Raw genomic sequence first — 23,033 nt, 5'->3', positions numbered from 1 at the left:
GATGAAAATAACGGTGGCTACAGAGCAATTACGAATTCGACGACCCGATGATTGGCATGTGCATTTACGTGATGGGTCCGTATTAGCGTCGGTGGTAGCGCATACGGCCCGACAGTTTGCGCGTGCGATAGTGATGCCTAACCTTACTCCGCCTGTGACAACTACAGAGCAAGCGGTGGCTTATCGTTCTCGGATTATGTCGGCATTGGCTGCGCAAGACTCGCCTTATACTTTTACGCCGTTGATGACTTTATATTTGACTGATAATACCCCGGCATCTGAAATTGAAAAAGCCAAGGCGTCTGGCGTAGTGCATGCGGTCAAACTTTATCCTGCGGGTGCGACGACAAACTCTGATGCGGGCGTAACGGATTTGTTGAAATATGGCGGTGCGGTGTTAGAGGCCATGCAAAAACATCAGTTGCCGTTGTTGGTACATGGCGAGGTCACAGATCCGGACGTTGATGTTTTTGATCGAGAGGCAGTATTTATTGATCGGGTGATGTTGCCTTTACGACATCAGTTTCCTGAGCTTAAAGTGGTGTTTGAGCACATTACCACTAAAGAAGGGGCGGACTATGTCATGCATGCTGAGGGGCCTGTAGCCGCCACCATTACCCCCCAGCATTTACTGTATAACCGTAATGCTTTATTTCAAGGGGGCTTGCGTCCACATTGGTATTGCCTTCCTATTTTAAAGCGAGAGGTACATAGACAAGCTTTGTTGGCTGCGGCTACAAGTGACAGCCCCCGCTTTTTCTTAGGAACAGATAGTGCGCCCCACGTAAAAGGACAAAAAGAAAAAGACTGTGGTTGTGCGGGGTGCTATTCTGCATTTCACGCCTTGGAACTGTATGCAACCGCTTTTGAGTCAGTAGGTAAGTTAGATCGCCTAGAGGCATTTGCGAGCTTAAATGGCCCCGCTTTTTATGGGTTGGAGCCAAATACAGAGCATGTGACGCTAGAGCGGGCGCCGTTGGCTATTCCACAGGCGCTCGCATTGGCTAATGATCAGATTGTGCCCTTGGCGGCGGGAGAGTCATTGCCTTGGCGTTTTGTTAGTTAAACAGGCAAAGAGTCAAGCGCGCTTTTCTAGGCAGGCAGATCGGTTTTGTGAAGCGCGCTGTTAGGCTAGTCCCCTTTTTTCTCTTCTAGCTGCTCCCATCGGTCAAAGAGCCCCATGAGGTCTGCTTCGAGCTGGGCAAGCTGCTGGTTAATGGCTTCGGCTTTATCATTGCCTTCGCTATAAAGATTGGGGTCGGCCAATTGCTCGGCAAGCTCGGCTTGCTGGGTTTCGATGGCGGCGATTTTTTCCGGTAGCTCAGCTAGCTCCTTTTCCTCCCAGGGGGCGAGGCGATTTTTATTGCTAGGGCGAGGGCTTGGTGTGGGGGCTGGAGCGGCTTTAGGCGCTGGTGCTTTTTCAGCCACTTTGCTTGGTGTAGGCTCTGGTTCAGGGCGTTGAGCAAGCCACTCGTCATAGCCGCCGATGTATTCGCCCCATTTCCCGTTTCCTTCGGCAGCGATCACTTGAGTGACCACATTATTTAGAAAAGCGCGGTCATGGCTAACTAGCATAACCGTCCCACTGTATTCGGTGAGAAGCTGCTCTAATAGCTCAAGGGTTTCAATATCTAAGTCGTTGGTGGGTTCATCCAGTACCAGCACATTTGTTGGTTGAGCAAACATACGGGCTAAAGCCAACCGAGCGCGCTCGCCCCCGGATAGGGTTTTAACGGGCGAATTTGCTCGCGCAGCCGGGAAGAGAAAATCCTCTAAATAGCTCATTACGTGCTTGCGCTGACCCCCAATCTCCACCCATTCTGTGCCTGGGCTAATGGTTTCTTTGAGGGTGGCATTTTCATCCAGGTTAGCGCGCATTTGATCAAAATAACCAATGTTTAGCTGAGTCCCGTGTTTGATCTGGCCCTGAGTGGGAGTTTGCAAGCCGAGTAAGATACGTAGCAAAGTGGTTTTACCGGCGCCGTTTGGTCCAATCAGACCGATGCGGTCACCACGCATAATAACAGTAGAAAAGTCGTCGATTAGCGTTTTATCATCATAGATTTGATAAATGTGCTCGGCTTCGATTACGATTTTGCCTGACTTGCGCCCCTCTGCAATAGCAAAATTCACATTACCAGAGCGCTCACGTCGCTCTGCGCGTTCACGTCGTAACGCTTCTAGACGGCGTACTCGCCCTTCGTCGCGTGTGCGCCGTGCTTGCACGCCGGTACGAATCCAGACTTCTTCTTGTGCAAGAAATTTATCAAATTTAGCATTTTGTTGTGCTTCGGCTTCTAGCCATTCGGCTTTACGTTCTTGCCACTTAGAAAAGTTGCCGGGGAAGCTAAAAATTTGGCCTCGATCCAGTTCAATAATGCGGGTGGCTACCGCATCTAAAAAAGCACGGTCATGGGTGATCACCACAACACTGCCTTTAAACTGTTTAAGCTGTTGCTCTAGCCATAAAATCCCATCGAAGTCTAAATGGTTTGTGGGCTCATCGAGTAATAATAGGTCGGGCTCATCCGCCATAGCTTTAGCCAAAGCCACGCGTTTACGTGTTCCACCAGATAGGGCGTCGGTATAGGCTTGGCCATCTAAGCCCAGTTGGTCAATAAGAGCGCCTACACGGCCCACGCGCTGCCAGTCTTCTGTTTCAGCATAGTCACCACACAAGTAATCATAAATAGTGGTTTGGGCAGGAAGCTCTGGTTCTTGTTCCACGGTGGCCACACGTAAACCACTTTTGAACATGATTTCGCCTTCATCAGGCTGTAAGCGTTGATCGATGAGTTTTAGTAGTGAGGATTTGCCTGTGCCATTGCGCCCGATAAGCCCGCACCGCTCATTATCATAAATAATGAGGTCAGCTTGATCTAACAAGGGGTAATGACCAAAGGCGAGTTGTACGCGGTTTAGCGTTACGAGATGAGTAGACATAGGCAAAATTAAAATAAAAGATGAATGTTTATATTGTCGCAGGTTACAATAAGGTTGTGGGGCAGGTCGGGCAATCGCGGGATCCCCGAGGAAGGTCCGGACTCCATAGAGCAAGATAGCGGCTAACAGCCGTCTGGCAAGGCATGCGCCGAGCCAAGGAATAGGGCCACAGAGACGAGACTGCGTCGGGGGCATATCTATTATATGCACTGGTACGGCTATCTCCGTACTGTTTGGTGTGTTTCACACCATAACGATGCAGGGTGAAACGCGGTAACCTCTATCTGGAGCAACATCAAATAGGCATATGCAGGTGTTCAAAGCACCGAAAGGGCGGCTCGTCCGAATATGCGGGTAGATGGCTTGAGCGTATGGGTAACCATACGCCTAGATGAATGATTGCCAGCCTGATCAGGCTTACAAAATCCGGCCTATAGACCTGTCCCACCTTCTTATTCTTTCCATATTGTATCTATATGTAAAAACCGTATCCTGATAATTCATCAGGAGGGTATGGCTTGTTACATTTTACTTTTAGATTCAGATTCAATTTATTGATTTTATAGGGTTTTCTCTTGATTTAATTTGAAATGAATCCGAATCTAAGTGATTGTTGTAATTGAAAAAAATCGTTCAGAGTCTTGACCCTACGACTCGCATGGCTTAGAGTGGGAAAAAGTGGGTTTTTGTGGAAAAGGATGGGTCGGGTGTTCCAAGGCAGTAGTGCGCTTAGCCTCGATGCTAAGGGTCGCATGACGATCCCTACGCGTCATCGAGCCGTCTTAATGACGGAGGAATCCGGCCGCCTGACTTTGACACGACACCCTGATGGCTGCTTAATCCTCTATCCCCGTTCCACGTGGGAGCAAAAGCGTGAACAAATTGCGGCTTTGCCTATGTCAGCGAGGGCGTTGCAACGGCTGATGCTTGGCTCTGCACAAGACGTGGACATTGATTCGGCTGGGCGTATTTTGATCAGTCCTGAACTACGTCAAGTCGCCAGTCTGCACAAAAATGTCATGCTGTTAGGTTTAGGTGCTCACTTTGAACTCTGGGACGCTGAGCAACTCGAACTTCGCCAAGCCGCAGATTTGGCTCAAGGCCTACCCGAGTCTTTAGATCATTTTTCTCTTTAATCGGCTAGTCATGGAACTCAAACACCGTTCCGTTTTATTGGAACCTACGGTTTCTGCATTGATCGCGCCTGCATTTAAAGCGCGGCGCTGGTCTGTGCCCGATACCACCTTTGCCCCTAAAGACGGGGTTTTTGTCGACGCAACATTTGGGCGTGGTGGGCATAGTCGATATTTATTACAGTTTCTCTCCCCTAAGGCCCGCCTTATTGTTTTTGATAAGGACCCTGCGGCTATTGCTTATGCTCAAGCCTTAAGCGCCGAGGATACGCGTGTAACAGTGGTACATGCTGGTTTTGCGCAGATAGCAGAGCGCTTAGCCGTTTTAGGGGTAGATCAGGTTGATGGCGTCATGATGGATCTGGGGGTATCTTCGCCTCAGCTAGATGATGCTGATCGTGGTTTTTCTTTTATGCGCAATGGTCCTTTGGACATGCGTATGGATAACTCAACCGGCCCTACGGCCGCAGAATGGTTAGCTACAGCTGACCTAGATGATATTAAGGAGGTCATCGCAGATTATGGCGAAGAACGGTTTGCTTTCCAGATTGCAAAGGCGATTACAAGTCGCCGCGAATCCAGCCCGCTACGTACCACGCATGATCTCGCCGAGCTGGTCGCCAGCACCGTCCGCACGCGGGAAAAGAATCATCACCCAGCCACTCGGACCTTCCAGGCTATACGGATTTTCCTCAACCGCGAGCTCCAGGAGCTTACGGATGCGCTCCCGTCAATCTTAAGCCTATTAAAAACAGGCGGTCGTTTGGCAGTAATTAGCTTTCACTCCCTAGAGGACCGGATCGTTAAGCAGTTTATTACTGGCGCAGCTAACCCAGCGATGCAGTATGCACGGTTACCTATTGCAGAAAAAGATTTGCCTTCGGCGTGGTTAGAGAGTCTTGGGCGGGTTTTGCCTAGCGCAGAGGAAATTGAGCACAATGTGCGTGCTCGCTCAGCGGTATTACGGGTGGCCCAGCGTACGGCTGCACCTTTGGCTTCTGGGTGGCAACAGCAGTTAGCAGCGGCTATTGACTATTCAGCCGTAGCGGGGGCGCACTCCAAACGCGGAGGGCGCCGATGAATTTACGTATTTGGGTCCCTATCTTAGCGTTGTTAGTGATGGCATCGGCGATTTATTTAGTTAATACGCGCTATCAGTCTCGTGCGCTTTTTATTAAAAGCGAGCAGCTACAGTTACAGGCGCAAGAGCTGGATGTGGCGTGGCGCCATTTACAATCGGATCGTGCTGAGTTAGCGCGTAATGCGCGTATTGATCGTATTGCCCGACAAGACTTAGCACTTTACCCCGCGGATCTAAGTCGCACGGTTTATATTCAAGGTAAACCCTCGATTCTACCGCCACGGGGGGCTCAGCCATGAGGCCTAGGGATCATAAATTACGTCACAAGCAGCCCGCCATTAGTTTACCGTTATGGCGGGCTAGATTCGTTTTACTGTGTATCTTATTGGCTTTTATCGCGTTGATTGCGCGAGCTTTACATTTGCAAGGGCTGACTACGGACTTTTTACAAGCCCAGGGTGAGCGTCGCTATTTGCAAGAATTAAGCTTACCTCCTATCCGTGGGAAAATTTTTGATCGTAGTGGCAAAGTCGTTCTAGCCTCATCGGTATTGGTGAAGGCAATTTGGGCTAACCCTCAGAATACGGCGCGAGCTACGGATGCACAGCTGAGTCAAGTCGGTGAGTTACTTCAGTTACCACTCTCAGAGGTAAAGCGCTTGATAGCTAATGGTGGGCGAGAGTTTGCTTACTTAAAGCGTCAGGTGGAATTAGATACCGCTGAGAAAATTCTAGCCTTAAAAGTGCCGGGTATTGGTACCCGTGATGAATTACGACGGGTTTACCCCGAAGGTGAAACCGTTTCACAAATTGTTGGGATTACCGATATCGATGGTAAAGGGAGTGAGGGCTTAGAGCTTGCGTTTAACACAGAGTTAGCAGGGCAGGCTGGTTCCCGAAAGGTCTTACGCGATCGTTTAGGCCATATCCTTGAGGATGTGGCCGAGGTCATACCACCTCAGCATGGCAAAGATATTTACTTATCTCTGGATGCTGGGATTCAGTACGACACATTTTCAGCTTTAACCAAAGCAATGGCAGAAAATAATGCCGATGCCGCTAGTGCGGTGGTGGTAGATGTGCAAACCGGTGAGATCTTAGCTTTGGTGAACCTGCCCACATTTGATCCGGCCAAACGCAGTACTATCCGCCCTGAGATGACTCGGAACCGAGCGCTGACGGATACGTTTGAGCCGGGCTCTACGATGAAGCCTTTTACAGTGGCTTTGGCGCTAGACCTAAAACGTATTGGACTAAATACAAAGTTCAATACCGGTAGTGGGCAGTATCGCTATCAGGGACATACGATTACTGATGTCAGCCGCCATAATGGTGTCTTAGATGCGGCTGGGATTCTTCGACGTTCCAGCAATATTGGGATGACGATGATATCAGAGCTACTCACCTCAGAGGAGATGTGGCAGGCTTTTACCGCCCTTGGCTTTGGGCGTGCACCACAAATCGGCTTCCCTGGGGCAGTTTCTGGTCGTTTGCGTCCTTGGGATCGGTGGCGACCCATCGAGCGAGCAACGATGGCTTATGGCTATGGCTTGTCGGTGTCATTAATGCAAATGGCACAAGCTTATACGGTGTTTGCTCGAAATGGCGATATGGTATCGCTTTCGTTAATAAAGCGCGAAACCAGCCCCACCAGTGTTCAGGTATTTAGGCCCGAGGTAGCACAAGCAGTACGAGCTATGCTCGAAGCCGCGGCAGGCCCTGATGGGGCTAAACTCGCTCAGGTACAAGGCTATCGGGTTGCGGGTAAAAGTGGTACGGCCAGAAAAATTGTCAATGGTCAGTATAGCCGCTCGCGTTACCGTAGCTCTTTTGTTGGTTTTGCACCAGCAGGTAACCCTCGTATTGTGGTTGCTGTCAGTATTGATGAGCCTAAAGGGCATTATTTTGGTGGAAGGGTGGCGGCACCTGTGTTTTCAGAGATTGTTGCCAGTAGCCTGCGCCGATTGGATATAGAGCCGGATGAGCCGGTAGATGCATTGGTGGCGGCAAACCCCAATCAGGAGAAAAAACAATAATGCAAGCATTACAAATAGTAGATTGGTTAACGGCGCAAGGGGTATCGACTTCTGCGCACTTGTGTTTGGATTCGCGTGCAATTCAAGCAGGCGATGTGTTTTTTGCTTGCTCAGGCTTGCATTCAAATGGACATGAATACATTGATCAGGCGATTGCGGCAGGAGCAGCTGCTGTGGTGCAGGATCAGGCACATGCACGTGCCACGTCGGTGCCAACCCTAGAGGTAGAGAATCTGAGTGCTTTGCTAGGGGCCATTGGTCACGAATGGTATGGCCGTCCCTCTGAGCAAATGACTGTCATTGCCGTGACGGGAACAAATGGCAAAACATCTTCTGTACAGTGGATTGCTGCCATGCTGAATAACTCGGGTGTTTCATGCGGCACAATTGGCACCTTAGGGGTGAGTCTACCTGATGGAACAAATCTAGGTGGTGTGCTGACAACCCCAGATGTCTTAACTATGCATCGTAGTTTAGCAGCGATGCATCAAGCCGGAGCAAACTTAGTGGCTCTCGAAGCCTCCTCTATCGGCTTAGAACAGGGGCGTTTAGATGCGGTAGCGATAGATATCGCGGCTTTTACGAATCTGTCTCATGATCATTTGGACTATCATCAAACCTTAGCTAACTATAAGGCAGCAAAACGTCTTTTATTTCAATGGCCGCGTTTACGCTTAGCCGTGATCAATCAAGATGATGCATTTGGACGTGAACTCTTAACAGAGGCTCAGGCGCAACGAGTATTAAGTTACTCCATGAAGGATGCGTCCGCTGACTTGTACGCGGATGATGTACATACTGGTGCCGATGGGCAGGTTTTTAATTTAATTGAAGCGCATGGTACAGCGCAGATCCTAACGCACTTGCTAGGTGATCATAACGTTTCTAACCTGTTATTGGTGGCCGCCGTGCTTTTAGAGCTAGGCTGGCCGGTCGCTAAGATTGCTCGTTTAATGGCAACGTTAGGCCCAGTGCCCGGTCGTTTGCAGATCGTAAAACCGTTGGCAGTAGGCGAGCATCGTCCTTTGCCCTTAGCAGTGGTGGATTACGCCCATACGCCCGACGCCCTAGAACATGCTTTACTTTCTTTGCGTGAGGTCGCTCAGGTGCGACAAGGCAAACTTTGGTGTGTTTTTGGTTGTGGTGGGGATCGTGATACGGCTAAGCGTCCGCTCATGGGGGATATTGCGAGTCGACTGGCGGATCAGGTGGTGGTTACCACTGATAACCCTCGTAGTGAGTCCGCTCAAGCGATCGCAGAGCAGATTTTAGCAGGTATAACAACACGTCATGTACATACAGAGCTAGACCGAGCTACAGCAATACTACATGCGTTATGGGCAGCAGAGCCCAATGATATCGTGTTGATTGCAGGTAAAGGCCATGAAACTTACCAAGAGATCCAAGGCCAGCGCTATGTCTTTGATGATACGCATTGGGCAGGTTTTGCATTAACTTGGCTACGCCATGTCTCTATTTGTACCGATACCCGACGCTTGCAAGCAGGGCAGCTTTTTGTGGCTTTGCAAGGGGAACAATTTGATGGTCATGATTATGTGCAAATGGCCAAAGAAAAAGGGGCGGTAGCGGCCATTGTGGCTCGCCCTGTTGACGTGTCTTTACCCCAGTTTGTCTTAGGGGATACGCAGGCGGTGTTAACCAAGGTCGCTACATTATGGCGACAGCGTTTTGCTATCCCCGTTGTGGCTGTAACGGGGAGTAATGGTAAAACCACAACCAAAGAAATGATAGCGGCCATTTTTGCACAATGGCTAGGTACGGATAATACATATTTAGCTACAGAGGGAAATTTAAATAATCAACTCGGGGTGCCACTTTCCGTGTTGCGCTTGCGTCCTTCGCATCAGGCTGCAGTTTTTGAGTTGGGGATGAACCATCCTGGGGAAATCGCACCTTTAGCACAGGTGGCGGCGCCGACGATTGCGTTGGTGAATAATGCGCAGCGAGAGCATCAAGAATACCTACACACGGTGGAGGCTGTAGCCCAAGAAAATGGTAGCGTGATCACCGCTTTGCCAGAACAAGGGGTGGCCGTATTTCCAGCTGATGATACGTACACACCATTGTGGCAGCAGTTAGCCGGGGCGCGACAAACCTTGTGCTTTGGTCTAAATGAGCAAGCGGTGGTACGTGCGGAAAACATCCATGCCGATGCAACCGTAACCCGCTTTCGTTTGGTCATGGGTGCAGATAGTGCCGCTGTGCACTTGCCTGTTCCTGGGGTTCATAACTTACGTAATGCTTTAGCCGCAGCAGCATGTGCGCAGGCTGCTGGAGCCCCCCTTGCTGCGATTGTTACGGGCTTGGAGTCTTTCCAAGCAGTGGCAGGACGCATGCAGCTTAAACCTTTACCTAATGGAATGCAGTTAATTGATGATAGCTATAACGCCAATCCGGATTCGGTGCGAGCGGCTATTGACGTTTTGGCACAGCTCAAAGGGAAAAAAATCCTTGTTTTAGGCAATATGGCAGAAGTTGGAATCCATAGTGGGGCAGTGCATTCCGAAGTGGGTGCTTATGCTCGGGAACAAGGCATTGATGTGTTATTGGCCTTAGGCAACGATGCTCAAAAAGCCGCTGATGCTTTTGGAGAGGGTGCATGTGGCTTTGAGAGTTTAGATGAATTAATTGCTCAGCTATTGCAGGCCATGCCGGCACAAATTGTAGTCAAAGGCTCTCGTAGTACACGCATGGAGCGGGTCGTAGAAGCCGTAGAGCAGTATTTTACGGAGAACCAGAATGCTTCTTGAATTAGCCCGCTGGTTGGCTGAATCACATATTCGAGCCTTTGGTGTATTTGAATACATCACACTACGAGCGGTGTTAGCATGTGCCACATCGCTAGTTATTGGCTTATGGTGTGGTCCATGGGTGATACGACGTTTGACAGAAATGAAAATCGGTCAGGCTGTACGTAGTTATGGCCCAGAGAGCCATCTACAAAAAAATGGTACCCCAACGATGGGGGGGGTGCTGGTGCTGATTTCAATCGGGGTCAGTACTTTATTGTGGGCAGACTGGACAAACCGCTTTGTATGGGTGGTATTGCTGGTGACTTTTGGTTTTGGTTGGATTGGTTGGGCAGACGATTATAAAAAAGTGGTGCATCGAGACCCAGAGGGCATGTCCTCCCGGCAAAAGTTTTTTTGGCAAACCGTCATTGGTATTGTTGCCTCGGTGTATCTCACATTTGCGGTCTCTGCGCCAGCCACAGGGGACTTATGGCCTTTGTTTAAAGCGTGGGTACTAAGCGGTTTTACGATGCCTTTGCCCACTCAGGCAGATTTAATTGTGCCCTTTTTCAAGAGCATTAGTTATCCCCTGGGGGTGTTTGGTTTTGCGGCGCTAACGTGGTTTGTAATTGTAGGCTCGAGCAATGCGGTTAACCTGACGGATGGGTTAGATGGTTTGGCCATTATGCCAACGGTGATGGTGGGCAGTGCCTTGGGTATTTTTGCCTATGTTGTAGGGCGTGTGGATTACTCCAAGTATTTGCTCTTTCCTTATATTCCTGGCGCCTCAGAGCTTATGGTTATTTGTGCTGCGATTGCGGGTGCCGGTTTGGCCTTTTTATGGTTTAACGCCTATCCTGCCCAAGTATTTATGGGTGATGTGGGAGCGTTAGCCTTAGGGGGCGCCTTGGGTACGATTGCTGTGATCGTTCGTCAGGAAATCGTATTTTTCATTATGGGTGGGGTCTTTGTGGTTGAGACACTTTCCGTAATGATGCAGGTCACGTGGTTTAAATACACTAAAAAGCGTTACGGAGAAGGAAGGCGTATTTTTAAAATGGCGCCTTTACATCATCATTTCGAGGTCAGTGGTTGGAAAGAAACCCAAGTGGTGGTGCGTTTTTGGATTATTACCATGATGCTCGTATTGATTGGTCTTTCCACATTGAAATTACGATGAACAGCCCTATATTTTCCACCTCTCAAAATGGCTTTACACTGATTCTCGGGTTAGGGGAAACAGGTCTTGCTGCGGCACATTGGTATTTACGTCAACAGTTGCCCGTACGTTTGGCCGACACGCGACCGCATTATCAAGATTATATCGATCAACTACACCAGCAGTACGAGATCGCCGCTATAGAGGTGGTTCTTGGCGCAGCGGCGATGCAGCTAGATGTGCTTGATGGGGTGCAAACCGTAGTATTGAGTCCAGGCCTAGCGGTGACGCAGCCTGAGGTGGCGGCATTATTAACGGCTGCTACAGAGCGAGGTATTCGTGTTATCAGCGAAATAGAGCTATTTGCACAAGCGCTTGCTGACTTACGCTTACAGGGCTATCAGCCTAAGCTGCTGGCAGTCACCGGAACTAACGGTAAAACCACGGTAACACAAATGCTAAAAGCGATGGTGCAGGCGAGCGGTGTAACGGTGCGGGCAGCTGGAAACATTAGTCCAGCGGCGTTGGCGGCGTTAACCGAAGCACTTGACCAAGACGCCCTACCTGACTTTTGGGTGATTGAGCTCTCTAGCTTTCAGCTTCAGCACACCGAATCTTTACCGGTGTTAGCGGGCACGGTACTGAATTTATCGCAAGATCATATTGACTGGCATGGTTCAATGGCCGCTTATGCTCAGGCTAAAGCGCGCTTACTAAGCATGAGTCAGTTAGCTATTGTTAATCGAGACGATGCGGCCATCTTGAACCTAGTGGCTCACCACCAGGTACAAAGTTTTGGATTGAATCGCCCCCCTCAGCGACAGGATATGGGAGTTTGCGAATTCCAGGGCCAGGATTGGATTTGTACTACAACAGCAGACGGAAAGCCTGATTATCTATTGCCTGCCGCCGCTTTGCTTGTTCAGGGTAAGCATAATTTGAGCAATGCCTTAGCTGCTTTAGCTTTAGCGCATGCCGCCGGATTGGCGTGGGGGCCTTTATTAGAGACTTTACGGCATTATCAGGGCGAGCCCCACCGTTGTCAGTTTGTGCGCAATATTCAAGGTATCGACTTTATCAATGATAGCAAAGGGACGAATGTAGGTGCGACGGTAGCCGCGATAGAGGGATTAAAGCGACCTTTGGTTTTAATTGCTGGTGGTGTTGGTAAGGGCCAGGACTTTGCTCCATTGGCCACGAGCATTCAAAAAAGCATATGTAGAGCGGTGGTTTTATTTGGTCAAGATGCGCAGAAAATAGCGGAGCAGTTGCAGGTGGTATCAGTTCCTGTGGAGCTGGTCTCTAGCTTAGAACAGGCCGTGCACCAGGCTTTTTCTCATGCCTTAAGTGGGGATGCTGTGCTGCTATCGCCGGCTTGCGCTAGCTTGGATATGTTTAAAAACTATATCGAGCGTGGTCTGTGCTTTATAGAAGCCGTGACCGATTTAGCTTTAGATCATGGAGAAGTCGCATGAGCACCCCGTTAACACAACGTCTTTGGCGCAGTAAGCGCCCGACACGTACAACGATGCCGAGTATCGATATTTCTTTACTTACCGTTGTATGCATGTTGGCGGCATTTGGGCTACTCATGGTGTATTCTGCGTCCATTGCTCTGGCTGATGGGCCGCAGTACCGTGGTTATGGCCATTATTATTTTGTATTACGTCATGCTCTGTTTTTAGCTCTAGGGGCGCTGTTAGCGGGAGCCGTCAGTTTTATTCCCATGCGTGTGTGGGAAAAAATGGCTTACCCTGTTTTTGTTATTGCAGTGCTGTTGCTATTACTCGTATTGATTCCGGGTATTGGCCGAGAGGTCAATGGAGCTAGGCGTTGGATCCCGTTAGGCTTGGTCAATTTTCAGCCATCAGAGTTTATGAAGGTCGCCATGATGATCTTTGCTGCTAAATACGTTGTAGTGAGAAAAGATCATATGTCGGAGTTTTTACGTGGCTTTGTGCCAATGATCGCTGTTGTTGGTTTGGTCGGCGGCTTACTAATACTTGAGCCTGATCTTGGCGCGTTTGTTGTCATCGCCTGCATTGCTATGGGGATTCTGTTTATTGGTGGTATCGCTTTGCGCTGGATGCTAGGGATGATTGCACTTTTTGGTGGCATTGGTGCAGCGATGATTTGGTTTGCCCCATGGCGTAGGGAGCGTTTGTTTGTTTACTTAGACCCCTGGAAACCAGAAAATGCTTATGGTAGTGCTTATCAGTTATCCCACTCGTTGATTGCATTTGGGCGTGGTGAATGGTTTGGTGTGGGTCTTGGATCCAGTATCGAAAAGCTGCATTATTTGCCCGAGGCGCATACGGATTTTATTGTAGCGGTAATCGGTGAGGAGCTTGGTTTTGTTGGTGTGACCCTACTTATTTTGACTTTTGCCTTTATTATTTGGCGTGCTTTTGAAATAGGTCGTCAAGCCATTGCTATGGAGCGGTTATTTAATGGCATGCTAGCTCAAGGGGTAGGCGTGTGGTTTGGGGTGCAGACCTTTATTAATATTGGTGTTTGCTTGGGTTTATTGCCAACTAAAGGGCTGACATTACCTTTAGTGAGTTATGGTGGTTCAGCCATTTTAATGAATTTGATGGCTATTGCCTTGTTATTACGTGTAGACCATGAGAACCGGAATTTAATGCGGGGGATACGGCGATGAGTCGATCAATATTGATCATGGCAGGAGGCACGGGCGGTCATATTATGCCTGGGCTTGCTGTAGCGCATCATTTGCGCGCTCAAGGCTGGCGCGTTTATTGGTTAGGGCATCCAGAGCGGATGGAAGGTCAGCTTGTGCCTGAGCATGGTTTTCCGTTATTACCGTTACGTTTTGCTGGCTTACGAGGCAAAGGGGTTTCTGCTATGGTGCAGCTTCCTTTTCGTCTTGTAAAAGCTTGCCTAGAAGCCCGACAAGCATTAAAGGTAGCGCGCCCGAGTGTGGTGCTAGGCATGGGTGGGTATGTCGCCTTTCCTGGGGGGCTCATGGCAAAACTGGCAGGGATACCTCTGATCATACATGAGCAAAATGCCATTGGCGGTACGGCAAATCGTTACCTTGCGAAAATAGCTCGCCAGGCTTTAGTGGGTTTCCCTGGGGCGCTCCCGGGGGCTGTCATGGTGGGTAATCCGGTGCGAGCAAGTTTTACTAAGCAAGCTGCACCGGCGTTGCGCTATGGGCGACGACGGGGGCCTTTGCGCTTATTGGTGGTTGGAGGCAGCCTCGGGGCGGCGCCGTTGAATGCCGTGATTCCCTTGGCTTTAGAACAAATCCCAGAGGCTCAACGACCGGTGGTGACACACCAAACAGGTCAGATGCATGTGCGTCAGGTGCAGGATCATTATCGGGCGTTAGGAGTAAAAGCCACAGCAACAGCTTTTATTGATGATATGGCAACCGCGATGGCTGACGCGGATGTGGTGATTTGTCGTGCTGGAGCAATGACGGTTGCAGAGGTGGCCGCCGTAGGGGTGGCTGCGCTGTTCGTGCCCTTACCCCATGCCATAGATGATCATCAAACTGCCAATGCACGTTATTTAAGTGATTGTGATGCCGCCTGGTTGCAACCACAATCTGCTCTAACTGTAGAGTGGTTAACTAGCTGGTTACGACAACTCAATCGTCAGCAACTGCAGCAAATGGCCATTCATGCTCAGGAGCATGCGCAATTAGAAGCCACAGAAAAAATTGCTAATACGTGTGTGCGATTAGCTAAAGGAAATGCATGAAACATCGTATTCAACATATTCATTTTGTCGGGATTGGCGGCTCAGGTATGAGCGGTATTGCCGAGGTTTTGTTGAACCTAGGATATGCCATTAGTGGTTCGGATATTCAAGAGTCAGCGGTAACAAGACGATTAGAGCAGCTTGGGGCACGTATTGTTATCGGGCATCATGCGGATAATGTAAAAGGGATGGGGGCGATCGTGGTGTCTACGGCGATCGGTAATGATAACCCAGAGGTTTTAGCAGCGCGGGCGTTGCGCATTCCCGTGGTGCCCAGAGCGTTGATGCTAACTGAGCTAATGCGCTTAAAGCGAGGCATTGCTGTAGCTGGAACCCATGGTAAAACTACGACGACTAGCTTAGTTGCTAGTATTTTAGCCGCTGGCGACTTGGACCCCACCTTTGTGATCGGGGGGCGATTGAATTCAGCTGGGGCGAATGCTCGCTTAGGACAGGGAGACTATATTGTCGTCGAGGCAGATGAATCCGATGCTTCCTTTTTGAACTTATTGCCTGTCATGGCGATTATTACAAATATAGATGTGGACCATATGGACACCTATGGCCATGATGTTGCTCGGTTGAAAAGCGCATTTATTGATTTCACCCAACGCCTTCCTTTTTATGGGAGCGCCGTTCTCTGTGTGGATGATGCGAATGTACAAGAGATCATTCCTTTTGTATCACGACCGGTGACGACGTACGGTATTGATAATGAGCAAGCGCAGGTACGGGCTATTAATGTACGCCATGTTGGCACTAAAATGCATTTTGATGTGATACGCCAAGGAAGTGCGGGCGAGTTACCTACATTATCGATACGTTTGAACTTACCCGGTAAGCATAATGTTTTGAATGCCTTGGCAGCGATTGCTGTCGCTACTGAACTTGGAGTGGCCGATGCGGATATTGCTGCGGCCTTAGATGACTTTACAGGTGTAGGACGCCGTTTTGCTCAAATCGGTGATTTGGCGGTACCGTCTGCGGCAGGTGGGGGCACGTATACGGTGGTTGATGATTATGGACACCACCCAGCTGAGATGCAAGCCACCTTAGACGCGGCTCGTGGAGCGTGGCCTGATCGTCGTCTAGTGTTGGCATTCCAGCCCCATCGCTACACGCGCACACGCGATTGTTTTGAGGATTTTGTGCAGGTTCTCAGCCAAGCCGATGCTGTATTTTTAACCGAGGTCTATGCGGCTGGGGAAGAGCCTATTATTGCGGCGGATGGGCGCGCCTTATCACGAGCCATTCGTGTTGCTGGACGCGTCGAGCCTGTTTTTGTAGAAGATGTTGCACAACTGCCTGAAGCCATCCATAATTTTGTGCGCGATGGGGATGTCGTATTGTTAATGGGGGCAGGTTCAATTAGTCGGGTGGCGGGTCAACTAAAGGAATTAGCATGAATCATTTAGGAAAAGTTGGGGTGTTGTACGGTGGTGTTTCAGCCGAACGCGAGGTCTCTCTGATGTCCGGAGCAGGGGTACATGATGCGCTCCGCCGGTTAGGGGTTGATGCTCATTTGTTTGATACGCAATCTCAAAATTTAAGTGATTTAGCTCAAGCTGGTTTTGACCGTGTTTTTATCGCCTTGCATGGACGTTTTGGTGAGGACGGAACGCTACAAGGGGCGTTAGAGCTACTGCAGATTCCATACACGGGAAGTGGGCCGATGGCATCCGCCCTAGCGATGGATAAAGTCATGACAAAAAGGGTTTGGTTGCAACTTGGCTTGCCTACTCCTGAGTTTGCTTTATTGCAGTCAGAGCAAGACCTACGTCAATTGGATCAGGTCTTGGCTTTTCCTTTTATTATGAAGCCTGCGCACGAAGGCTCAACCGTAGGTTTTAGCCGTATTGAAACCTCAGAACAAATGCTTGACGCCTATCGGTTAGCGGCGCGTTTTGATCGGTTTGTGCTAGCTGAACGCTTTATTAAAGGGCGTGAGCTTACTGTGCCGGTATTAGGTTCAGGCGAGCAGGCTCGGGCTTTACCAGTGATTGAAATAGTAGCCCCTGATGGCAACTACGACTTTGAAAACAAATACTACAGTGATGCGACGCAGTATTTTTGTCCCGCGGACTTACCTGCTGAACTCACTATGCAAATTCAAGAGTATGCACGTCAAGCATATTTGGGTGTGAACTGCGAGGGCTGGGGACGTGTGGATTTCATGCTGGATGAAAATAATCAGCCTTGGTTGCTCGAGGTCAATACTTCGCCTGGCATGACGAGTCATTCTTTAGTTCCCATGGCAGCCAAGGCTGAAGGGATAAGTTACGAACAGCTATGCTTAAGCATCTTAAAAAGTGCGAGCTTAAAACTTCAAGCGGTGGCTAGAAAATAAGTATGTTAGGGCGATATTTACCTTCATTTTCATTAGACTATCGTCACGTCAATTATGTGGCGAATGTACTGGCGCTACTAGCTGTAATCGGCTTGTTGCTCAGTGCAATAGTTTGGGTGATTCGCCTACCTTATTTTGTGGTTGATACCGTTAAAATTGAAGGGGTCAATAATGACGCCTTGGTCTATGTAACGCCTGCGACGGTAAGCGCAACTATTGCAGGGCAGTTAAAGGGGAATTTTTTCACTATTGATTTAGAGCAGTCGCGTGTTTTGATTGAAAGTGCCCCATGGGTGAGACGCGCTCAAGTACGAAGGGTGTGGCCAAACACATTAGAGGTTAAAATAGAAGAACACCAGCCCATGGCATATTGGAATGAAAATGACATGATTAACACTTGGGGTGAGCCGTTCTCTGCAAATGAGGCTGTCTTAGGCGAGGAAGTACAGTTGCCTCAGTTGCGTGGACCGGCTAACTCTGAGCATTTAGTGGTACAGCGCTATGCTGAAATTACTCAGTGGCTCACACCACTGGGAGTTAGCATCCATGAGTTTAATCTCAGTCCTCGTTATGCTTGGGATGTTGTGCTATCTAACGGTATGCGTATGCAGCTTGGGCGTGATCCTGCTGCGGATATTGCAGATTTGCATGGTACTTCAGGCGCACGGGATTTTGCAGAGCGCCTAGAGCGTTTTGTACAAGCTTGGCCTACATTGCTAGAACGACTAGAGGGGCGGGCTATTCAAAGCGCAGATTTGCGCTATAGCAATGGTTTTGCTATCGAGCTAGCCCCACCTACAATTATTGAATAAAGATAAAATTCTATGACCCGTGATAATAAGGATCTCATTGTTGCATTAGATATAGGCACGAGTAAAGTTGTGGCTGTGGTAGCCGAGGTCTTGCCTGAGGGCCGCTTCGAAGTATTAGGACTAGGTCAACATGAGTCCATGGGCATGCGCAAGGGGGTCGTTGTCAATATTGAAGCCACCGTGAACTCAATTCAGCGCGCACTCGAAGAAGCGGAGTTGATGGCTGATTGCAAAATAGGCGAGGTCTATACTGCGATTACGGGTAACCATATTCGTAGTTTGAACTCAAGTGGCATGGTTGCCGTCAAGGACAAGGAAGTCACTCCTACGGATGTCGCTAAGGTAATAGAAACTGCTCAAGCAGTGAATATCCCAATGGATCAACAGGTGCTGCATGTGTTGGAGCAAGAGTTCATTGTGGATGCTCAAGAAGACATTAAAGATCCAGTCGGTATGAGTGGTTTTAGACTGGAGGTTCGGGTCCATATAGTGACGGCGACCGCATCATCGGCCCAAAACATTGAGCGTTGCGTACGCCGTTGTGGCCTAGAGGTCAAAGAATTGATGCTTTCACCTTTGGCTTCAAGTTTGGCCTGTTTGACTGAGGATGAGAAAGAACTCGGTGTATTATTAATAGACATAGGTAGTGGTACCACTGATATAGCGATATACACCGGTGGTGCTATACGACATACGCAGGTGATCCCCATCGCGGGAGACCAAATCACAAGTGATATTGCTACCATGTTGCGTACACCGATGCCAGACGCAGAGGAAATCAAACTGCGTTATGGTTTAGCACGCGAGGCAAATGCAAGCCCCGAGGAACTGTTCGAGGTTCCGGGTTTAGGTGATAGACCAAATCGCCAAGTAAAGCGCCATGCGCTGGGAGCGGTTATAGAACCACGTGTTGAAGAATTGTTTCAATTAGTACAACACAGCGTGCGGGAATCCGGTTATGAAGACCTATTAGCCTCTGGGGTAGTGATTACTGGGGGCACGGCATTATTACCTGGTATTGTGGAGCTAGCAGAGGACGTATTTTTAAAGCAAGTACGAGTCGCTATGCCCATTTACCATGGTAGCTTAGCAGACATGATGCGCAATCCACGTTTTTCTACCGCCATGGGGTTATTGACTCAGGCTCGTTTGGATTATGGGCGCGGTCGTAAAGGGATACAGACGCAAGGTCGCTTTAAGCACTTATTGGCAAAAGCCAAAGAATGGTTTATGAATTAACACTTGTTTTTTGTAAAAAACAGTAACTGCGTATATAACAACTGATCGGGGAGGCAAGACAACATTCTTGCCAAATACATATGCGAGGGAATCGAAATGATGAACTTTGAAATACTAGACACTAGTAATAGCTCTACCGTGATTAAGGTCATTGGTGTGGGCGGTGCTGGTGGTAACGCGGTGAATCACATGATTCATTCCGGCGTTCAAGGCGTAGAGTTTATTTGCGCCAATACTGATGCACAAGCGTTAGCAAGTAGCGAAGCCCCTGTGCAAATCGCGTTGGGTCGCTCTGGGCTCGGAGCCGGTGCTAAACCCGAGCAAGGTCGTGCGGCGGCAGAAACGGCACGAGATGAGATCCGCAAAGTGCTCGAGGGAGCCCATATGGTTTTCATTACTGCGGGTATGGGCGGGGGCACGGGGACTGGAGCAAGCCCCATTGTGGCTGAGGTCGCTAAAGAGCTTGGCATTTTGACAGTTGGCGTTGTGACGAAACCATTTAATTTCGAGGGTAAGCGTCGCATGAATACGGCAAATGCCGGTATCGCGGAGCTATCAAAACACGTTCACTCTTTAATCGTGGTTTTAAATGAAAACCTCTACGACTTAATGGACGAAGACGCCACCCAAGAAGACTGCTTTAAAGTCGCGGATGATGTTTTGCATAATGCTTGTGCCGGTATTGCCGAAATTATTAACGTAGAAGGTAACGTAAACGTTGACTTCGAAGACGTGAAAACCATTATGGGCGAGCAAGGGCAAGCCATGATGGGTATTGCGGTGGCTTCTGGTGAAGGTCGTGCCCGAGAGGCCGCTGAGCGTGCGATTGCATGCCCATTGCTCGAGGGTGTGGATTTACATGGTGCACGTGGTGTCTTGGTGAACATTACGGCAGGCCGAGATCTCAAACTGCGTGAGACACGAGAGATTATGGATATTATTCAAGGTTACGCAGCGGAAGATGCGCACGTAATCTTTGGTACAGCATACGATGACAGCATGGGTGATAGCCTACGCGTTACCGTGGTGGCTACCGGCTTAGGACGACACAAAGAGCAGGAACAGGCACGTCCGCAGCTAGTGGAAACTCCTGCTGCTGAGCCTGTCTTACGCACGGGAACGGATAATGAGCCAACTACCGTTGAGCCAGTAAAGCCCGAGCCAATTTCTGAAGAGCCTGCCCCATCGATTCCTTCTGTTATGCGGACTCGCAGTGCAGAAGCGTCCTTGCAGGTACGTGCTTTAGAAACCTCTGGTATGGATCAATACGATATTCCAACCTACCTACGTAAACAGGCAGACTAAACACCTACCCCCGATAGGTGTGCTCTCGCATGGCTAGCTAGTGCTTTAGCATTGGCTAGCCACCTGATGGGGAGCCACGATTACGACGAGTTGCTGCGGTGCAGCAGTTATCGCCGTATAATAGCAGTTATTCGTTTTTATAATTTTTGATTTATGTTACGTCAGCGCACTATTTCTAAAACTGTCAGCACGAAAGGCATTGGGCTGCACTCAGGGCATTTGGTCGAGATCACTTTGCGTCCAGCTGAGCCTGACACAGGCATTGTATTCCATCGTGTGGACATGGACCCTATCGTCAGTATCCCGGCCAAAGCGCATTTGGTAGGAGGGACGACGATGGCTTCGGTGCTGCAAAAAGAAGGTGTGCGAGTATCCACAGTAGAACATCTGATGTCGGCTTTAGCCGGCTTAGGTATTGATAACCTACATGTAGACTTATCGGCCGAAGAGGTCCCTATTATGGACGGAAGTGCGGGTACTTTTGTGTACTTGCTACGTTCAGCTGGATTAACAGAGCAGAATCGTCCTAAGCAGTTTTTACGTGTGCTAAAACCGATAGAGGTGCGAGAAGGCTCCGGTGCGGATTTAAAATGGGCGCGTCTTGAACCCTATGAGGGTTTTGCTTTACAGTTTTCTATTGATTTTCAACACCCAGCCATTGATGCTACGGCTAATTTTGCCGAGGTGGATTTTGCTAAAGACTCTTATGCAAAGTCTGTAGCCAGAGCGCGTACTTTTGGGTTTGCCAGTGAGGTAGAAGCCATGCGTGCCGCAGGGTTGGCTCGTGGGGGGAGTCTAGATAATGCCATTGTAATGGACGAGTTTCGTGTATTGAATGCAGATGGCTTACGTTATCAGGATGAGTTTGTTAAACATAAAATCCTGGATGCCATTGGTGATCTGTATTTAATTGGTCACCCATTGGTCGCTCGTTATGTGGCATGCAAATCGGGACATGGTCTTAATAACCAGCTTGCACGGGCACTACTTGCAGCGCAAGACAGCTGGGAGCTTGTTAGCTATGCTGAAACAGAAACGGCTTCTTTGCCATATGTGCGCGAGTGGAAGCTGGCATAGTATTTAAGGCTGAGTTTTTCCTCAGCCTTTTTCTTTTTGGTGGCGAGCTAATAGTTTTTGTATAGCTGTAGCTATAGGTCCAGGCTCTAATGACTGCTTAAGCTCAGTAAAGGCTTCTAGGCCAGTTTCATCTATACCGCGCCCACCTTGTTGTACTCGTCCTAGTGACAAATCCTCAGTAAAAAATACGGATTGGATTTGGACGTGTATTTGATTAAACTGGCCATGGCTTTGAAGCTGCTGCAGTAGACTAGGTACAAGCTGTCGCAGTTTGGTGGCATGAGCAGCGCTGGGAACCGCAATGGTTAACTGTTGTCTATCAATATGAGCCACTTTACAGAGCTTGAGTCCTGTCGGAAGACAGGACTGAAGCTTTTTTTCTAATTCAAGGTATTTATTGGCTGTCTGTAACAGCTGATGGGAATCTTTTTCTAGCCATCCTGTAATAGGGCTGGCAGGAGCAGATGATCGTTGATGAAACCGTTGAAAAAAAGCCCGAGACATAAAGGGAAACCGTCACAATGAAGTTAAGCCATACACAAAAATGGATAGTACGTATATTTACGGTAGTAATGGGGTTAAGCTTGTCAGCTGCTGCTGGGGCATTAGTGCAGTCTAAACTGAACGCTAAAACCCTAAGCCCTGAGCAGCAGTGGCTTTTAGATCAAGCACAGGCCAGAGACGCGCTTTACGTACAGCAGAGTGTTCAGCAGCTGGCTCAAAGAGTGGGTGACCTACAAGCCAAGGTTATCGAAATGGAGCATTTAGGTCGTCGTATTGCTGACACAACAGGTGTGGCCTATACCGATCCAGAGCTTATGGATATAGAAAACCCAGAGTCGAGTATCAGTTTTAATGGTAGCGCTCAAGATCTAGGTAAGCAACTCGATGATTTACATAATAGCTTATCACAACGTCAGGATTGGTTGATGATGCTTGATACCGTTTTGAGCCAACGTTTAGGCAATCAGGCGCGTTATCCCACTATTCATCCTGTGGATGTTAGTTATATGAGCTCACCCTTTGGGTGGCGCCGTCATCCCATTACCGGGCGTTATACCTTACATGAAGGCATGGATTTTTCTGCTCCAGTTGGCACCCCTATTGTAGCGGCATCCGGTGGTATTGTGACCGAGGCTCGTTATCGTAGTGGTTATGGCAAAATGGTTGAAATTACTCATGGAGATGGCTTGGTTACACGTTATGCGCATGCCTCATCTATTTTAGTTAGGCTCGGGGATGTCGTGGAAAAAGGACAGCTTATTGCTCGGGTTGGTGCAACCGGCAGGACAACAGGGGCACATTTACATTTCGAAGTTCGGCTTGAAGATCAGCCTTTAGACCCCATGTTATTTTTACCCAAAGAGGCAATTTCGACTCAGTTTGCCCAGAACAAAAAGGTAGAATAAATCTATTTGGC

Annotated in this window: 19 protein-coding genes and 1 other RNA gene; 18 read left to right on the top strand and 2 right to left on the bottom strand. The window is 49.0% G+C overall.

Features of this window, described 5'->3' with window-relative positions; all coding sequences use genetic code 11:
- Position 1: 1 nt before the first annotated feature.
- Positions 2-1,066 (top strand): dihydroorotase, encoded by a 1,065-nt coding sequence (pyrC, locus tag Q1V74_RS05545; RefSeq protein ID WP_300647413.1) that lies wholly within the window; start codon positions 2-4, stop codon positions 1,064-1,066.
- A 65-nt stretch (positions 1,067-1,131) separates the two neighbouring features.
- Here pyrC and Q1V74_RS05540 read toward each other — a convergent pair whose 3' ends face one another.
- Positions 1,132-2,943, bottom strand: a complete 1,812-nt coding sequence (locus Q1V74_RS05540; RefSeq protein WP_300647412.1) for an ATP-binding cassette domain-containing protein — start codon at positions 2,941-2,943, stop codon at positions 1,132-1,134.
- Between the two features lie 58 nt (positions 2,944-3,001).
- On the opposite strand from Q1V74_RS05540, the gene rnpB reads away from it, so the two are divergent.
- The 16 genes from rnpB to lpxC all read left to right on the top strand — a co-directional run bounded on the left by rnpB (position 3,002) and on the right by lpxC (position 21,613).
- Positions 3,002-3,393: RNase P RNA component class A (rnpB, locus tag Q1V74_RS05535), an RNA gene on the top strand.
- 257 nt (positions 3,394-3,650) lie between these two features.
- A complete protein-coding gene (gene mraZ / locus Q1V74_RS05530; RefSeq protein WP_300647432.1) occupies positions 3,651-4,079 on the top strand; it encodes a division/cell wall cluster transcriptional repressor MraZ in 429 nt (142 codons plus the stop codon).
- Between the two features lie 10 nt (positions 4,080-4,089).
- Complete coding sequence (gene rsmH, locus Q1V74_RS05525; RefSeq protein ID WP_300647411.1) at positions 4,090-5,157, top strand: 16S rRNA (cytosine(1402)-N(4))-methyltransferase RsmH; 1,068 nt, start codon at positions 4,090-4,092, stop codon at positions 5,155-5,157.
- Positions 5,154-5,456, top strand: a complete 303-nt coding sequence (ftsL, locus tag Q1V74_RS05520; protein WP_300647410.1) for a cell division protein FtsL — start codon at positions 5,154-5,156, stop codon at positions 5,454-5,456. The genes rsmH and ftsL overlap by 4 nt, the downstream gene beginning before the upstream one ends.
- On the top strand, positions 5,453-7,192 hold the full coding sequence (locus Q1V74_RS05515) for a penicillin-binding protein 2 (protein ID WP_300647409.1): 1,740 nt from the start codon (positions 5,453-5,455) through the stop codon (positions 7,190-7,192). The genes ftsL and Q1V74_RS05515 overlap by 4 nt, the downstream gene beginning before the upstream one ends.
- Positions 7,192-9,963, top strand: a complete 2,772-nt coding sequence (gene murF / locus Q1V74_RS05510) for a bifunctional UDP-N-acetylmuramoyl-L-alanyl-D-glutamate--2,6-diaminopimelate ligase MurE/UDP-N-acetylmuramoyl-tripeptide--D-alanyl-D-alanine ligase MurF (RefSeq protein ID WP_300647408.1) — start codon at positions 7,192-7,194, stop codon at positions 9,961-9,963. The genes Q1V74_RS05515 and murF overlap by 1 nt, the downstream gene beginning before the upstream one ends.
- Positions 9,953-11,125 carry a phospho-N-acetylmuramoyl-pentapeptide-transferase gene (gene mraY, locus Q1V74_RS05505; protein WP_260649280.1) on the top strand — a complete coding sequence of 391 codons (1,173 nt, stop codon included), beginning with the start codon at positions 9,953-9,955 and terminating at the stop codon, positions 11,123-11,125. Before murF ends, mraY begins: the two co-directional genes overlap by 11 nt.
- A complete protein-coding gene (gene murD, locus Q1V74_RS05500; protein WP_300647431.1) occupies positions 11,122-12,579 on the top strand; it encodes a UDP-N-acetylmuramoyl-L-alanine--D-glutamate ligase in 1,458 nt (485 codons plus the stop codon). Before mraY ends, murD begins: the two co-directional genes overlap by 4 nt.
- Positions 12,576-13,766 carry a putative lipid II flippase FtsW gene (gene ftsW, locus Q1V74_RS05495; RefSeq protein ID WP_300647407.1) on the top strand — a complete coding sequence of 397 codons (1,191 nt, stop codon included), beginning with the start codon at positions 12,576-12,578 and terminating at the stop codon, positions 13,764-13,766. The genes murD and ftsW overlap by 4 nt, the downstream gene beginning before the upstream one ends.
- Positions 13,763-14,833, top strand: coding sequence for an undecaprenyldiphospho-muramoylpentapeptide beta-N-acetylglucosaminyltransferase (murG, locus tag Q1V74_RS05490; protein WP_300647406.1), 1,071 nt, complete (start codon positions 13,763-13,765; stop codon positions 14,831-14,833). Before ftsW ends, murG begins: the two co-directional genes overlap by 4 nt.
- Positions 14,830-16,239: a UDP-N-acetylmuramate--L-alanine ligase gene (murC, locus tag Q1V74_RS05485; protein WP_300647405.1), complete on the top strand. Its 1,410-nt coding sequence runs from the start codon at positions 14,830-14,832 to the stop codon at positions 16,237-16,239. The genes murG and murC overlap by 4 nt, the downstream gene beginning before the upstream one ends.
- Complete coding sequence (locus Q1V74_RS05480) at positions 16,236-17,180, top strand: D-alanine--D-alanine ligase (RefSeq protein ID WP_300647404.1); 945 nt, start codon at positions 16,236-16,238, stop codon at positions 17,178-17,180. Before murC ends, Q1V74_RS05480 begins: the two co-directional genes overlap by 4 nt.
- A 2-nt stretch (positions 17,181-17,182) precedes the next feature.
- Positions 17,183-17,992, top strand: a complete 810-nt coding sequence (locus tag Q1V74_RS05475; RefSeq protein ID WP_260649275.1) for a cell division protein FtsQ/DivIB — start codon at positions 17,183-17,185, stop codon at positions 17,990-17,992.
- Between the two features lie 12 nt (positions 17,993-18,004).
- Positions 18,005-19,231 carry a cell division protein FtsA gene (ftsA, locus tag Q1V74_RS05470; protein WP_260649274.1) on the top strand — a complete coding sequence of 409 codons (1,227 nt, stop codon included), beginning with the start codon at positions 18,005-18,007 and terminating at the stop codon, positions 19,229-19,231.
- Between the two features lie 96 nt (positions 19,232-19,327).
- Positions 19,328-20,536 carry a cell division protein FtsZ gene (gene ftsZ / locus Q1V74_RS05465; RefSeq protein ID WP_300647403.1) on the top strand — a complete coding sequence of 403 codons (1,209 nt, stop codon included), beginning with the start codon at positions 19,328-19,330 and terminating at the stop codon, positions 20,534-20,536.
- Positions 20,537-20,689: 153 nt separating this feature from the next.
- Positions 20,690-21,613 (top strand): UDP-3-O-acyl-N-acetylglucosamine deacetylase, encoded by a 924-nt coding sequence (gene lpxC / locus Q1V74_RS05460; protein WP_300647402.1) that lies wholly within the window; start codon positions 20,690-20,692, stop codon positions 21,611-21,613.
- 21 nt (positions 21,614-21,634) lie between these two features.
- Here lpxC and Q1V74_RS05455 read toward each other — a convergent pair whose 3' ends face one another.
- Positions 21,635-22,117 carry a DciA family protein gene (locus Q1V74_RS05455; RefSeq protein WP_300647400.1) on the bottom strand — a complete coding sequence of 161 codons (483 nt, stop codon included), beginning with the start codon at positions 22,115-22,117 and terminating at the stop codon, positions 21,635-21,637.
- Positions 22,118-22,134: 17 nt separating this feature from the next.
- Between Q1V74_RS05455 and Q1V74_RS05450 the strand changes: the two genes are divergently transcribed.
- A complete protein-coding gene (locus Q1V74_RS05450) occupies positions 22,135-23,022 on the top strand; it encodes a M23 family metallopeptidase (protein ID WP_300647398.1) in 888 nt (295 codons plus the stop codon).
- The last annotated feature ends 11 nt before the right edge of the window (positions 23,023-23,033 follow it).

The organism is Paenalcaligenes sp. (assembly GCF_030152715.1).
In the GTDB taxonomy this organism is placed as follows: domain Bacteria; phylum Pseudomonadota; class Gammaproteobacteria; order Burkholderiales; family Burkholderiaceae_B; genus Paenalcaligenes; species Paenalcaligenes hermetiae.
The sequence above is the reverse complement of the archived record's forward strand: the minus strand, read 5'-3'. Positions and strand labels throughout refer to the sequence as shown.